The organism is Candidatus Poriferisodalis sp. (genome assembly GCF_965215815.1).
Lineage (GTDB): Bacteria > Actinomycetota > Acidimicrobiia > Acidimicrobiales > Poriferisodalaceae > Poriferisodalis.
Map to the genome: position 1 here is coordinate 1,378,486 of NZ_CBDCEO010000012.1, position 13,155 is coordinate 1,391,640.

General features: G+C 65.8%; 14 protein-coding genes. 4 read left to right on the forward strand and 10 right to left on the reverse strand.

The annotated features are described in order from the left end of the window. Positions 1 to 95: 95 nt before the first annotated feature. The 3 genes from ACOOHB_RS08100 to ACOOHB_RS08110 form a co-directional block, all read right to left on the reverse strand. Positions 96 to 3,161 (reverse strand): vWA domain-containing protein, encoded by a 3,066-nt coding sequence (locus ACOOHB_RS08100; RefSeq protein ID WP_420444278.1) that lies wholly within the window; start codon positions 3,159 to 3,161, stop codon positions 96 to 98. After that, complete coding sequence (locus ACOOHB_RS08105; protein ID WP_420444279.1) at positions 3,098 to 3,532, reverse strand: hypothetical protein; 435 nt, start codon at positions 3,530 to 3,532, stop codon at positions 3,098 to 3,100. Before ACOOHB_RS08105 ends, ACOOHB_RS08100 begins: the two co-directional genes overlap by 64 nt. Positions 3,533 to 3,679: 147 nt before the next feature. After that, positions 3,680 to 3,997 (reverse strand): type II toxin-antitoxin system VapC family toxin, encoded by a 318-nt coding sequence (locus tag ACOOHB_RS08110; protein WP_420444280.1) that lies wholly within the window; start codon positions 3,995 to 3,997, stop codon positions 3,680 to 3,682. A gap of 153 nt (positions 3,998 to 4,150) precedes the next feature. Here ACOOHB_RS08110 and ACOOHB_RS08115 point away from each other — a divergent pair, with 153 nt between their 5' ends. From ACOOHB_RS08115 to ACOOHB_RS08130, 4 genes are all read left to right on the forward strand, one after another. Further along, positions 4,151 to 4,441: a nucleotidyltransferase family protein gene (locus ACOOHB_RS08115; protein ID WP_420444281.1), complete on the forward strand. Its 291-nt coding sequence runs from the start codon at positions 4,151 to 4,153 to the stop codon at positions 4,439 to 4,441. Continuing rightward, entirely contained in the window at positions 4,438 to 4,779 is a 342-nt protein-coding gene (locus tag ACOOHB_RS08120; protein WP_420444282.1) for a DUF86 domain-containing protein, read from the forward strand. Before ACOOHB_RS08115 ends, ACOOHB_RS08120 begins: the two co-directional genes overlap by 4 nt. 344 nt (positions 4,780 to 5,123) lie before the next feature. Further along, positions 5,124 to 5,312, forward strand: coding sequence for a type II toxin-antitoxin system HicA family toxin (locus ACOOHB_RS08125; protein ID WP_420444283.1), 189 nt, complete (start codon positions 5,124 to 5,126; stop codon positions 5,310 to 5,312). Next, a complete protein-coding gene (locus tag ACOOHB_RS08130; protein ID WP_419552438.1) occupies positions 5,312 to 5,728 on the forward strand; it encodes a type II toxin-antitoxin system HicB family antitoxin in 417 nt (138 codons plus the stop codon). The genes ACOOHB_RS08125 and ACOOHB_RS08130 overlap by 1 nt, the downstream gene beginning before the upstream one ends. Here ACOOHB_RS08130 and secF read toward each other — a convergent pair. The 7 genes from secF to ruvA form a co-directional block, all read right to left on the reverse strand. After that, entirely contained in the window at positions 5,725 to 6,846 is a 1,122-nt protein-coding gene (gene secF, locus ACOOHB_RS08135) for a protein translocase subunit SecF (RefSeq protein ID WP_420444284.1), read from the reverse strand. The genes ACOOHB_RS08130 and secF overlap by 4 nt on opposite strands. After that, the gene (gene secD, locus ACOOHB_RS08140) at positions 6,843 to 8,306 is read right to left on the reverse strand and encodes a protein translocase subunit SecD (protein ID WP_420444285.1); all 1,464 of its coding nucleotides are present in this window, start codon (positions 8,304 to 8,306) and stop codon (positions 6,843 to 6,845) included. Before secD ends, secF begins: the two co-directional genes overlap by 4 nt. 119 nt (positions 8,307 to 8,425) lie before the next feature. Then, a complete protein-coding gene (yajC, locus tag ACOOHB_RS08145; protein WP_420444286.1) occupies positions 8,426 to 8,740 on the reverse strand; it encodes a preprotein translocase subunit YajC in 315 nt (104 codons plus the stop codon). Between the two features lie 166 nt (positions 8,741 to 8,906). Then, the gene (tgt, locus tag ACOOHB_RS08150; protein ID WP_420444287.1) at positions 8,907 to 10,172 is read right to left on the reverse strand and encodes a tRNA guanosine(34) transglycosylase Tgt; all 1,266 of its coding nucleotides are present in this window, start codon (positions 10,170 to 10,172) and stop codon (positions 8,907 to 8,909) included. Next, positions 10,169 to 11,338 (reverse strand): tRNA preQ1(34) S-adenosylmethionine ribosyltransferase-isomerase QueA, encoded by a 1,170-nt coding sequence (gene queA / locus ACOOHB_RS08155; protein WP_420444288.1) that lies wholly within the window; start codon positions 11,336 to 11,338, stop codon positions 10,169 to 10,171. The genes tgt and queA overlap by 4 nt, the downstream gene beginning before the upstream one ends. Next, entirely contained in the window at positions 11,338 to 12,522 is a 1,185-nt protein-coding gene (gene ruvB / locus ACOOHB_RS08160) for a Holliday junction branch migration DNA helicase RuvB (RefSeq protein ID WP_420444289.1), read from the reverse strand. The genes queA and ruvB overlap by 1 nt, the downstream gene beginning before the upstream one ends. Continuing rightward, positions 12,519 to 13,133, reverse strand: coding sequence for a Holliday junction branch migration protein RuvA (gene ruvA, locus ACOOHB_RS08165; protein ID WP_420444290.1), 615 nt, complete (start codon positions 13,131 to 13,133; stop codon positions 12,519 to 12,521). The genes ruvB and ruvA overlap by 4 nt, the downstream gene beginning before the upstream one ends. Between the last annotated feature and the right edge of the window lie 22 nt (positions 13,134 to 13,155).

The window sequence follows — 13,155 nt, forward strand, 5'->3', positions numbered from 1 at the left end:
TGGGTGCGGCGGGTTCAGGGCCGCCTCGCTCGCGGGCATTGCCTCGGTGCACCGACGTGAGACATCGCGTGTGAGCATCTGGATTGGTCATTGGCCTAGCGCGGCCGCGGCGGCGGTCGATCCGGGCGTTGGCGGGGCGGTGGCCGATCGCCGCGACGATCGGCAGCGCCGTCTGCGGGAGATCGTGACGACCTTGGTTCTGGCTCGCTCTGTGTGGTCGAGCCTCGCTCCGGGTCTGATGGGAGTGGCTCACGGGGTGGAGGCGTTCCGCCCCCACCAGGGCTGTCATCTCGTCCTTGCGGACCGGGCGGTTCGCCATTGCCATCGCCTGGTGCCTTAGCTTCGACCTGCACCAAGAGCCCTTCAACCTCGCGAACATCCACTCGTTCGATGTCAGCGCTGACGCCGTGCCGTGGCAGTGCGATCCATGTCGGCGCAAGCAGCTCCCCATCGGGAGATCGGCGGGGTGCTCCGACGGCAACCAGCGTCGTGAACTCCGCAGATGCAGTGGCCGTCCGTCGGGAACGACGACTCGCTGCAGGCCGGGCGGCCATGGGCTCGCCCGAGTCGGAGCGCACTTCGCTCCAGGCGCCTCGAAGAAGCCCAGGCAGCCATAGCCGAGGCGACCGGCGCAGGGTCAGGCGCAGCCCGGCGGCACGCCACTCCATCGTGCGCTTGCCGCGCCCTCCCCGACTGGCATCGCCGCGGATTCGCTGACTGCTCGCTGCGACGAGTGCGCTCTGGGCGCCTGAGCTGAGCGTGGGCCGCCCCCGTGCGTCTGCATCAACTCCGATGTCGGCTCGGTACATCCAGAAGCTCGCGGGATCGGGAAGACTCATGTTGAGCACAAGGGCGGTGCAAAAGAGGATGTAGCTGATCACGATGCTGAGGATCAGCAAGAGCAGGGTCAGCCAGAACGCCAATGCCGAATTGCTTCTGGCCACGTAATGCTGATCTACACGCAGCTCGACGGTCTGGCTGGCCATTTGCCGATCCGCTCCTGCCTGGAGACTGCCGTCGCCGGGGTCCCAGGAAGGGACGAGCGTGACCAGGCCGCCGATCTCCCAATCGCCATTCACCAACTCGTCGGCAGTCACGAAGTGCAGTGCCACGCCCTCGGAGTCGCCTGCGACACCGAGCAGCAAGCTGGTGCCGGTTCCGCTCACCGTGCCACGGCTCGCGTCGCCATGAAACTCCTTGTCGAAGCGCCAGGCCAGGTCCCCCGGAAGCACTGCTGTCCCGTCGGGCCGCCAGGACAACGCAACTTCGGCGGTGCCGCGGGTCGGCGGGTGGAGCACACAACCGGCATTGCCCCTCAGGTGTTCGCGTGGCACCTCGACGGTGTCCGGTTCAACCCGCATGCGCGGCTGTCCAGTTGCCAATTCCTGCTCGTCAAGCTCATTGATCGGTCCATCCCCGTCCGATGCGACGGGCCCAATCTGTACGTCCGCGCCCCTACACGAGAGCACCGGTGCGCCGAGACAGTCGTACGACACCGATGAAGGACCCTCGATGTCGATCTGGGCCCGGACAACGAGTTGTTCCGGGCCGAAGAGCGTGCCTGCGTGCTTCGGTTCGAATTCCACTACGAGAGGCGCCGTCAGCTCGTGGACTCCTTGGCACTCCAGTTGCTTGAGTTCAAAGACCACGGTGCCGTCATCACGACAGAACCAATCTTCCACGCGGCCGTCGGGCCAGGCGAAGTGCTCCATTGCCGCTACTGCGCAGAGCCCAATCGGCGCCTCTGCAACGATCTGCACTTCCAAGGGCGGCGAATCAGGGCCGAACTCGCTGCGCTCCACGGATTCGAGCGTCTGGCCTTCGGCGTCGGTTACTCGGCCAGTCTCGATCGGGACATCGCTGGACGCCTGCTTGATGTAGCAAGCAACGTCGACTCCGCCATCTCCCCCGCTCGTGACGAATTCGATCGTCCAACCAGGTTCCAGACCTGCGAGATCGGCGTGAGTGAGCCGGAGCGGCTCAGTTCCCGTACCGGGTTCACGACGGAGCACGCCATCAGCGGTCACGATCTCGTACCCCTCGATTGACGTAGTGCGCGGGTAGGCGACAATCGAATCAATCAATCTTCCGGCGGGAAGAGGCGCAGAACGCCGGTCGCCAACCGAGGCAAGCCCGCAGGTCGTCCACTCGGCGAGGCTGTTGGCGGCGACATCAACCACCTCGAGCAGCTGCACTGCGAGCCGGTCGAGATCGTCAATTGCAATGATCGCTCCGTCACGGTCAGCAGGTTGCTCGTCACTCCATTGGGCGCAGTCAAACTCGCTCGCGTAGGGCAAGCCGCTCACCAACCGCGACGAGGCGTCGCCGGTGAGCGCTCGCAGCACCTGCATGGACGCTGTCGCCATTTCGATCTTGAGTGCATCGGGCGTCTCGGCGTCCGCTTGGCCTCCGGCGTCTCGAAACTGGTTCCCCAGCAAGATCGTGTAGGTGTCGATACTTGCTTCCTCAAACGACCGTTTGATGTCATTGCAGACCTCGGAACGAAGCTGATTGGCCTGCTGCAGCGAGGGTTCACCCGTCGGGCCGTAGATTCCGTCAGTGAAGAACAACAACAGGCGGCACGAGCCTTGAGCGCCGTCCGAGAATGCCTCTGCCGCCTCTCGCAGAGCCGTCAGGTAGTCGGTGTATCGGCCCTTCACAAGGAAGCCTCCAAGGCCGTTGGGGTCACCCAACGACAGCTCGATGTCGGAGTTGGACGGGTGCTGAGGCGATGGTGCCTGAAATCCGACGATGCGCTGTGCAGACCTGTCAAACCGCCACAGCGCAAGTCGAATCTCCGGACCATCGGCGCCCTGCAAATCCGCCGTTAGGTCGGCCAACCGCGCACGGAAGTCGCGCAGGGCCGTCCTTCGCTTGGCGCCGTCGCGGTCAACCCCATCGCTTTGGTGGAGCGAGCCTGACGCGTCCATCATCACCAGCAGGTCAATCGATTGGCCGGGTCGGCACGGCGAATAGCCGGATGCGTCGGCCCCTTGCGCCGCGGCGGTAGATCCAAGGGGCACGATCGTCAAGAGCAGACCGATCGCCATGGCGACCGCGGCAGCACCGCGGCGAGCACGCACTTGGCGTCCCGTCGTCACGGTCTCGTCAGGTCCCGAGCCCAGAACAGCAGATGCAGCGCCCCGAGCAGCCAGCTGCACAGTGTCAAGGCGTTGACAACCTTCTTCGCTCCGAAGTAGCGCCACTCTGAATAGCGCCGCGTCGCACGCGCCTTGCCGTCGGCCTTGAGGAAGCGATACATCACTGCGATGTTGACAAAGCAGCCGACGACGTAACCCAAGGTGTTGAAGTCGACCTCGCGTCCGGTGTCGAGGATCCCGATCTCGACTCGGCTGCCAAGCCAGAAACTGGCTGCCACGAATACCAAAGTGGCAACCACAGCCAAGAAGCTCACAACGGGCGGCCCTGAGTCCTCGCCTCGAAGCGAGGCACTGCGAACGGGTCGAGACGGTGCATCCCGACCCGCGTTAGAGCCGGAGCGGCGCGGCGGCGGGCGATCCGTCATCGTCATGCGCGTCGGCTCCCTGACTGACTGTCCCCAGCGCTGCTCAACAAGCGACGGTTGGCCACATTAGTTCATAAACATTTCGCATGATACAGACGCGGTTGCGGTGGCAGGGTTGCACCAAGCCACTAGGGATGCGCCTGAGGCGAGCCGTTACGCGGTGAGCGTGGAGATGGGGTAGGCAAGTACCTTCTCGTCGGTCGTGACGAGCGTGTGTCCCTCGATCATCGATTGGGCGACGAGGAGCCGGTCGAACGGATCTGCGTGCAGGTAGGGCAGCGTTCGCAAGCCCATCGCATGGGCTGCAGTGAGATCGAGCCAGTCCGCGCCGAGCCGGTCGACCAAGGTCTGGCAGCTGTGCTCCAGTGCGGCCGCAAACTGATCTCCAAGCGCGGGGACATGCGGCCCTGGTGCAAGAAAGCCCGCCCCCGCCAGCGCACCGACTACCGCTGACCAACAGAGCCCCAGCACAGTCGCATTCCCACCCTGCAGACCCGCTCTCCCGCCGTCCCTTGGGGCACGTTCGTCGCCTTCCGAACATGCCCCGCAACTCGGTCGCGGCTCCACAAGTTCGATGCCGCACCTCACCGAAGACACCCACAATTGATTGGGTACGATGACGGCATGTCCCGCCGCGACGAGATCCTCGCACGCCACCGCAACGCGATCCTCGACGCTGCTCGCAGGCACAACGCGTCGTCGATCGCGTTGGCCGGTTCCGTAGCCCGTGGCACCGACCACGACGAAAGCGACTGCGACTTCGTATGCACATTCGACCCCGAGACAACCCTGCTTGATGTAGCTGCTCTGCAGCGTGAGCTCAGAGAGCTACTGGGCTGTGATGTCGATGTGTCGTCAGCGAAAGCGCTCGAGCCCCCCTACACCTCGATGCTCCGTGATGCGATATCGCTGTGACACGGGGCGGCGAAGCCCGAATTCAGGACATCATCGAAGCAGCCGGGATGGCCGCACGCATTACCGCAGAGGGCCGCTCAGCTTTCTACGACGACTGGAAGAACATCCCCGTCGCGGCACAGATGATCAGCATCATCGGGGCGGCGGCATCGCGCCTCTCTGATACCACCACCGCCAGCTACCCCGACATTCCCTGGGACGACATCCGGGGCATGCGGAACTTCATCGCCCACGAGTATCACAACATTGAGCCAGAGATCGTCTGGGAGACACTCCGGACCAGCATCCCTGAGCTCGTGCGGTCCCTCGGCGAAGAACCTGTACGGCCTCAACGCTGACGCGTCCCTGTTCGAGGTCCCGCACTCGGCTTTCGAGATCCTGGACATCGCCGCTGCAGCGCCAAGGCCATCACGGCGTTGGCGTGCACCTTCGTCGGCACGGTCTTCGTCGCCCCGAATAAGCGCCATTCTGAGTACCGCCGAGTGGCACTTGCTTTGCCGGCGGCCTCGGTCGCCGTCTGGGCGGCAGCCCACTGGGGCTCGAATCGCTTCAGCCACGCGACTGCGGGCACCGCCACCTCGACGCAGACGGCTTCGTGCGCAACGTCCCTATTCCCTCGCACTGGCAGCGACTCACCTCGACGAAATGTTCGCGCAACACATGTGTTGTGTAATATGCGTGAGTGAATGCAGGCGAGTTGCGGCGCTGGCTGAAGCGGCAGGGCTGCACCTTCGAGACCCACAAGGGAGGCAGCGGGCACCTCACCGTGAGACGTGGGGATCGCACGAGCCAGTTGCCGATGCATGGCGGACGCAAGGAACTGGGACCCGGACTTGTCGCCAAGATCAAGAAGGACCTGGGATTGAACTGATGCTCGCATATCCGATCGAATTGACAGACGACGACGGCACCGTGCTGGTGACCTCCCCCGACTTTCCCGAGCTGAGCACGTTCGGCGACGATCGCGCAGAAGCAATCGCCCGAGCCTCGGATGCCCTCGATGAAGCAATCGCTGCGCGGATTCATCATCGAGAGGACATTCCGGCGCCATCGGCAGGGCAATCCCTCGCAGCCTTGCCGACTCTCACAGCGGTCAAGGTGCTGCTGTACCAAGGCATGCGGGCTCAGGGCATCGGCAAGGCCGAGCTCGCTCGCCGCCTCGGCTGGCACATGCCACAGGTCGATCGAGTCTTGGATGTCAACCATCACTCCCGGTTGGACCAGATGGACGCGGCGCTCAGGGCAATCGGCTGTCGCCTCAGCGTGGAGGCAACCAACGCGGCCTAGCGGCGGCGGCCCAGCTTGCGTGGGCGGGGCGGCGCGGTGCGCGTGTAGCTCTCTGCGGCAAGCGCCTGCGCGGCGGCTTCCATCGAGTCGTGGCGGCCGGCGGCTTCGGCTGCCACTTGGGCGGCCGCCCATCCCGGCTCGTAGCCCTTGAGCAAGGCAACCGCCGGCATGGCCACGAAGATAGAGCTGTACGAGCCGACGAGAAGGCCGATCAGCAGTGCGATCGCGAACTCCGACAGGGTGCCCGCACCGAGGAATCCAGCGCCCACCACCAGCAGCGATACCACCGGCAGCACCGAGGTAATCGACGTGTTGACCGACCGCGTCAGCACCTGGTTGAGCGACACGTTCGCGAGCGCGTGATACGTGAAATGGCTGCGCGCCGGCAATGAGCGCTCATTGGACTTCACTCGGTCGAACACGACAATCGTGTCGTAGAGCGAATACCCCATGATCGTAAGGAACGCCACCACGGTGGCCGGCGTCACCTCAAACCCGAAGAGCGCGTAGGCACCGACGGTCAGCACGATGTCGTGTGCCACAGCAATCAGCGCGCCGATCGACATTTTCCACTCGAAGCGGAACCACAGGTACAGCGCGATCAGCACGAAGAACACCACGAGCGCCCTGCGGGCCTTGCCAGCAACCTCGTCGCCGAAGGACGGGCTGACCTGTCGCGTGGACAGGCTCTCCACGTCCACGCCGACGGCGTCAGCCAGCGTTGCGGCAACATCAACAGCCGCTGTATCGGGTGCGAGCACACCGCGTACCCGGAAAATGTCGTCTGCACCAGTGACTATGACCAGCTGCACCCGGGCATCGGGCACGCCAGCCTCCGCGGCTGCGGCAGCAACGTCGTCGGTCGTCACACCGTCGCCGGCTGCGCTGCCGGATCCGGCGTCCGTGCCGCTCCCCTCGGTGTTCTGGGCGCCGGCCGGAACGGGAATCTCCCACACAGAGCCGCCCTCGAACTCAATGCCGAGGTTCAAGCCCCGCACGAGCAATGCCACCACGCAGATGAGCACCGCCACCGCGGATCCGATGAGCACCTTGCGTGACACACGCAAAATGTCCCAGCTGTTCTCGCCTCGATAAAAGGTGCGCAGTGTTGCGATCACGCTGTGCCTCCCGTCGACACGGCCGCCGGGACGGCGTCGTCAGTGGCGGGCAGCACGCCCAATCGCCGGGGCACCTCGTTCACCAGCCTGCGAGCCACGAACACCACCAACGGCCGCATGAAGAAGTACGACACCGCCAAGTCGATGAGCGTGGCCAACCCGAGATACAGGGCGAAACCGCGGACGGTGCCGGTAGTGAGCTGGTAGAGAACGCCTGCGCCGATGAGCGATGCCATGTCGGCCCAGACAATGGTCGCGAAGGCTGCCTTGAAGCTGGCGTCGGCGGCCGAGCGGACCGCTCGTCCGCGCCGCACTTCTTCCTTGATCCGCTCGTAGTAGACGATGTTCGAGTCGACCTGGACGCCGATCGAAACAATGATGCCGGTGGTCCCCGCCAGCGTCAGTGCGAGCCCGCGGCTCTCACCAAGCCAGCTGATGAGGGACCACAGGACGGATCCGCTGATGGCCAGGCTGGCCACTGCCACGAGGCCGAGCAGCCGGTAGTACGCCAGCATGTACAGACCGACGAGGATCAGTCCGACGATGCCCGCGATCACGCCCGCACGCAGCGTTCCCTCGCCCAGGGTTGCCGACACGGTCCGCACATCGTCCTGCTCGAACTCCACCGGCAACGCGCCGAATCGCAGTGCTACGGCGAGATCGCGCGCCTCCTCCTCGCCGAACGTGCCCGAGATGACCGCAGTGCCCCCGAACTCGGTGGCGCGGATGACAGGAGCGGACTCGACAACTCCGTCGAGAACGATCGCCACCTGCTGGCCGAAATAGCGGGCGGCGATCTCGTCGAACCCAACAGAACCCTCGTCGGTGAGGTCCAGATTGACGACCCATTCGTTGTTGAATGTTGCCGCGGCCTCGGAAACGGCTTCTCCGGTCAGCTCGGCAGGACCGAGCACGTAGCCGACGGGCTCACCCCGACCCGGCAGAACCACGGCCCGGTCGGCGACGTCGTCCTCGGGCAGCGTGAAATTCGCAAGTTCTTCGATCTCGATGACGTTGGGGTCGGCGGCGATGTCTTCGCCTTCGAGATCGATCGCACCGTTGTACGCATCCGCGAAGTCGATGGCCGCGCGAAACTCAGCCTCGTCGAAGAGGCTGAAGTTCAGCAGCACGGGACGGAACCGCAGTTCCGCTGTCTGGCCCACCAAGTCGACAGCACGCTGCTTGTCCTTGACGCCGGGCAGCTGAATCACGACTTGTTCGCCCTGGCGGGTGATGTCGGGCTCGGCCACGCCCAAGGCGTCGACGCGCGACCGGATGATCTCAATGGCGCGATCCATTTGCTCGTCGTCGGTCGGTGAAGTCGGGCGCAGCAGTACCTCCACTCCGCCCTGCAGCTGCACGCCCAGCACGGGTGCCCAGCCAGCAGCCAGCACGCCCGCGAGCGAGCCAAATCCGATCAGGATCGCGACAAGGAGCGAGACGATCTGCGAGCGGCGCACGTCAGACCTCGGAAACCACGCGCAACCGGGCCGTCAACGAGAACCTGCCGCTCTCGGGCCTACGCCGGTACCGCTGCCAGCATCGCGGCACCCAGCAGCGCAGTGCGCTCGGGTCAGGCTCATTCGGGCGCGTCGAAGTCGTCCGATGCGGGCGGCTCGGCCGTGCCCTCGTTGCGAGCGAGCGTGATGATCTCGCCGATGGCGCGGCGCTGCACTCGCAGCTCCACGTCACTGTCCACCTCGATGCAGACGACCTCACCGGGTTCTTCGACCGCCACGATCTTGCCGATGACCCCGCCGACCGTGGCGATCACGTCACCAATGTCGGCACGGCCCAGCATTGCGGCGCGCTCCGCGGCGCGCTTGCGCTGCGGCCGGATCATCAAGAAGTACATGAGGCCAAACAATGCGACGAGCAGAATGATCGAGCTCATGGTGTGCTCCTCAGTGCAGGCGAGTCTCGGCGAAGCACTTCACCAGCGTGTGCGGGCGAGGTGCGCAGTTCGGGGCCCTGGAGCGCTGCACCCTGCGTGCATGGTGCAGGCGATTCGAGGCCAGTACGGCGGGTCAGCGTACCGGGCTACTGCGGCTCGCCGTGACTCAGCCCCAGACTTCGTTGACCTGCTCACGGAAAGCACTGAACCGTCCCGCCTCAATGGCAGCGCGGGCGTCGGCGACCAATTCGGCCAGAAACGCAATGTTGTGCAAGGTCAAGATGCGGCCTGCGGTGGGTTCGTTCACGCTCATGAGGTGCCGGAGGTAGCCGCGACTGAAGCGAGCCCCGGGCTGCGGGCGGCCGTCGGGTCTGGCTGGACGGGGATCGAGTGGCGTTTCATCGCGGGCGAAACGGGCATTGCGGATGTTGATGCGGCCCTGCGGAGTGAGCGCCGTGCCGTGGCGGCCGAGGCGGCTGGGAAGCACGCAGTCGAACATGTCCACGCCTGCCGCGATGGCGTCGACGATCCGGGCCGGGTCGCCGACGCCCATCAGGTAGCGCGGCCGGTCTGCCGGCAGCACTTCGGCCGCTGCTGCGAGGGCCGGGGCCATCTCACCGCGGGACTCCCCCACCGACAGCCCGCCGATGCCGTAGCCGTCGAAGCCGATCGATGCCAGCGTCTCGGCGCTGTGGCGGCGCAACTCTGGATCGATCCCACCCTGGCAGATGCCGAACAATGCCTGTCCGCCGGCAGTCCCGTCCCGGCGCGCAGTCTCCATAGCCGCTGCCGCCCTGGTCGCCCAGAGGTGCGTGCGTTGCGTCGCGATGCGCACTTCGGAGGGCGGTGCTGGCAACTCTGGACAGATGTCGAGCGCCATCTGAATGTCCGACCCCAAGCGGCGCTGCGCGCCAACGGCGTCTTCGGGTGTCAGCCGCATCGCAGCGCCGTCATAGGTCGAGCGGAAGGTCACGCCCTCGTCGTCCACCTTGGACTTCACATCGTGGGAGGGATCGGGGGGATCGTCGCCATCAGAGGCATCAGAAGATCCCTGACGGCGGCCGGGTTGATCTGCGCCGCCGGAACGGCGGCCGAGCGACATGATCTGAAAGCCGCCGGAGTCGGTGAGGAAGTGGCCGTCCCAGCCGACAAAGCCGTGCAGGCCACCGAGCGCCTCAACGACATCCACACCCGGCCGTGCCGACAGGTGGTAGGTGTTCGCCAGCACCACCTCCAGACCCAAGCGCTCGTAGTCGGAGGCATCGAGGTGGATGACGACGCCCCGGGTCCCCACCGGCATGAAGACCGGCGTCTGAAAAGTGCCGCGGGCGGTCGTGATTTGTCCTCGCCGGGCCGGGCCGTCCGATGCCAGCAATTCATATGCGGCCCTGGAGGCCGTCCCCGCCCGCAGCACGCCTTCGGGGGCGCTCATTGCCCACTGCTGCGCCGGAGCAGCATTGCGTCGCCGAAGGACAGGAAGCGGTAGCCATTCGCCAGCGCCGTCTCGTACAGGCCCCGCCAATGCGGCCCGATGAACGCGTCGATCAGCAGGAGCAATGACGACCGGGGAAGGTGGAAATTTGTGAGCAACCCATCCACCACCAAGAACTCAGCGCCCCGCCGCAGGAACAGCTCGGTCCAACCGCAGATGTCACTCGTGCCCGTCTCGGCGGCGGGCTGGCGCGCCAAGGCGGCAGACTCCAGCGCCCGCACGGTGGTGGTGCCCACGGCGACGATACGCTCGGCTGCGTCGCAGGCCGCGAGCGTTGCTGCGGGCACCCGGTAGTGCTCGACGTGCATCTCGTGCTCGTCGGCATGTTCCGCGGTCACCGGCGCGAATGTTGCCAGGCCAACCGTCAGGTCCACAGTTGCGATCTCGACGCCATTTGAACGCAGCGCATGCAGAACACGCTCTGTCAGGTGCAGACCTGCGGTCGGCGCTGCGGCAGAGCCGTCCGTTCGTGCGTAGACGGTCTGGTAGCGGTCTGCGAGCGCCTCCCGGGCAGCGTGGCTGTCGGAAGCGTCGACACCGATGCGTTGCGCAATGGCGTTGCGCGCCGTGATCGGGTCGATGTAGGGCGGCAGCGGCGCCTCCCCGGCGTGCACGAGCAGCGGGGCCTGCGATACGTCGACCAGAGGCACCCCATCGACGAGGACGTCCACAGCGCGGCGCTGTCGATCCAATCGCTGACGCACAATGACTTGGACGTTCGGGTCCCGTTCCGAGACCAGCACGGTGCCGTCGGCAATCCGGCGCGAGGGCCGTACAAGCGCAGCCCAGCCTTGGTCGCCGACCGCTCCGGCGATCTGAAGAGCCGATCGGGGCCCCGATGCAAGCGGTTCGAGCAACAGCACTTCAGCGGCCCCGCCGGTGCCTTTGCGCAGCGGCAGACGGGCAGGCATCACCCTCGTCTCATTGACGACGAGCACATCCCCCGGCTCCAGCAACGAGGCAAGATCAGCGACATGCCGGTGCTGGGGCGCCTGGCACGGCCCCCGGTCCACCAGCAGCCGGGCTGAGTCACGCGGCTCGACGGGTACGTGCGCGACCGCCGATGGCGGCAGCTCGTAGTCGAACTCGTCCATCCGCAGCCGCATCACCACGGTGTGTCGTCGACCGGCGGAGGCCTCTTGGGACTGTCCCCGGTGCGCTCAGACCGATCGAACAGCGAGATCGCCGACTCGGCATCGCTCTGGGGCCCGGAGAACTCTGTAAGAGGTGGGACTTCGATGCCCAGGTGCGCGTACGCCGCTGCGGTAGCGATGCGGCCACGCGGTGTGCGCTGCAGCAGCCCGCGCTGGATCAAGAACGGTTCGTACACGTCTTCCACCGTCTCGGTCTGTTCGCCGACGGTGATCGCCAGCGTGGAAAGACCTAGCGGCCTCCCGGAATGGGTAACAGCCAGGGCGTCGAGAATTGCCCGGTCCAACTTGTCCAGTCCGAGCTCGTCGACCCCGAACGCAGCCAGTCCCTCACGGGCCACCGACACGTCGACAACACCGTCGGCGCGCACTTCCGCGTAGTCGCGGACGCGGCGAAGCAGCCGGTTGGCAATGCGCGGTGTGCCCCGGCTGCGGGAAGCGATCTCCGCAGAGCCATCAGCATCAATCTGCACGCCGAGGATCCCGGCCGCTCGAGTCACGATCGCAGTGAGGTCGCCGGTGGAGTAATAGTCGAGGCGTTCTACCAAACCGAATCGGTCACGCAGGGGTCCCGAGATCAGCCCGGTACGGGTCGTGGCACCCACCAACGTGAAACGGGGCAGGTCGAAGCGGATCGAACGCGCTGCTGGACCCTTGCCCAACACGATGTCGATAGCGAAGTCCTCCATGGCGGGGTAGAGCACTTCCTCGACGATCTTGGGCAGGCGATGGATCTCGTCGATGAACAGCACATCGCCGTCGGCCAGGTTGGTGAGGATCGCTGCCAGATCGCCTGCGCGTTCTACGGCCGGTCCCGACGTGAGATGCAGCGCCGCGTCCAATTCGACGGCGATGATGCTTGCGAGCGTCGTCTTGCCCAAGCCTGGCGGGCCGGCGAATAGCAGGTGGTCGGGCGATTGGCCGCGGGCCACCGCGGCTCGCAGCGTGATGGCGACGTGTTCTCGCACTTCGGGTTGGCCGACAAATTCATCCAGCGAGCTGGGCCGCAACGAGGCCTCGGCGTCGCCCTCGTCTGCCGCCGAGCGGACCGGATCGGTGACATCGCTGCGGCTTGACTCTGAACGCGCTGCGGACTCCTCGCGCCGGTAGCCCTCGGTACGGGCCCCTCCGGCGCTCATCGGGGACCGAGCTCCTGCAACGCCACGCGCAACAGCGCTCCGGTGTCGGCGGTTGCGTCACGCCCCGCTGCAAGAGCGACAGCCGCCATGGCCTCACGTACTTCTGACGGGCTGAATCCCATCTGGCCCAGCGCAGCCCGAACTTCCGCCACAGAAGAGCTGGCGCCGTCGCCGCCGGGTCCAACCGCAGCACCGACGTCCTCAGGTGCACCCAGCCGCGACTTCAGGTCAAGCACCATGCGCTTGGACGTCTTGGCGCCGATGCCGGGCACGAGTTCGAGCACAGCAGCATCGTCGGCTGCCACGGCTCGCCGCAGCTCGTCAGGCGGCAGGTGACCCAGCACTGCCAACGCCAGCGCGGGACCGACGCCATGCGCGCTCAGCAGGGCCTCGAAGCAGCGCCGCTCATCGAGTTCGGTAAATCCGTAGAGGTCGGAACTGTCCTCGCGCACGTGATGGTGCACATACACAAAGCACTCGTCTCCTACCGGGCCAGCTCCGGCCAGTGTCGACGGCGTAACGGTGACGCGGTAGCCCACCCCGCCAGCCTCGATCAGCAGCTCGCCGGCAGGATCCTTGTCGAGCAGGCGACCGCGCACTGATCCGATCATCGCGGGCCAATCATCGCGGGCC

What these genes read in the sequence shown, in the direction of transcription:
- ACOOHB_RS08105 (WP_420444279.1), bottom strand. Translation starts at nt 3,532, where the DNA reads ATGACGATGACGGATCGCCCGCCGCCGCGCCGCTCCGGCTCTAACGCG.
- ACOOHB_RS08115 (WP_420444281.1), top strand. Translation starts at nt 4,151, where the DNA reads ATGTCCCGCCGCGACGAGATCCTCGCACGCCACCGCAACGCGATCCTC.
- ACOOHB_RS08130 (WP_419552438.1), top strand. Translation starts at nt 5,312, where the DNA reads ATGCTCGCATATCCGATCGAATTGACAGACGACGACGGCACCGTGCTG.
- yajC (WP_420444286.1), bottom strand. Translation starts at nt 8,740, where the DNA reads ATGAGCTCGATCATTCTGCTCGTCGCATTGTTTGGCCTCATGTACTTC.
- tgt (WP_420444287.1), bottom strand. Translation starts at nt 10,172, where the DNA reads ATGAGCGCCCCCGAAGGCGTGCTGCGGGCGGGGACGGCCTCCAGGGCC.
- queA (WP_420444288.1), bottom strand. Translation starts at nt 11,338, where the DNA reads ATGCGGCTGCGGATGGACGAGTTCGACTACGAGCTGCCGCCATCGGCG.
- ruvB (WP_420444289.1), bottom strand. Translation starts at nt 12,522, where the DNA reads ATGAGCGCCGGAGGGGCCCGTACCGAGGGCTACCGGCGCGAGGAGTCC.
- ruvA (WP_420444290.1), bottom strand. Translation starts at nt 13,133, where the DNA reads ATGATCGGATCAGTGCGCGGTCGCCTGCTCGACAAGGATCCTGCCGGC.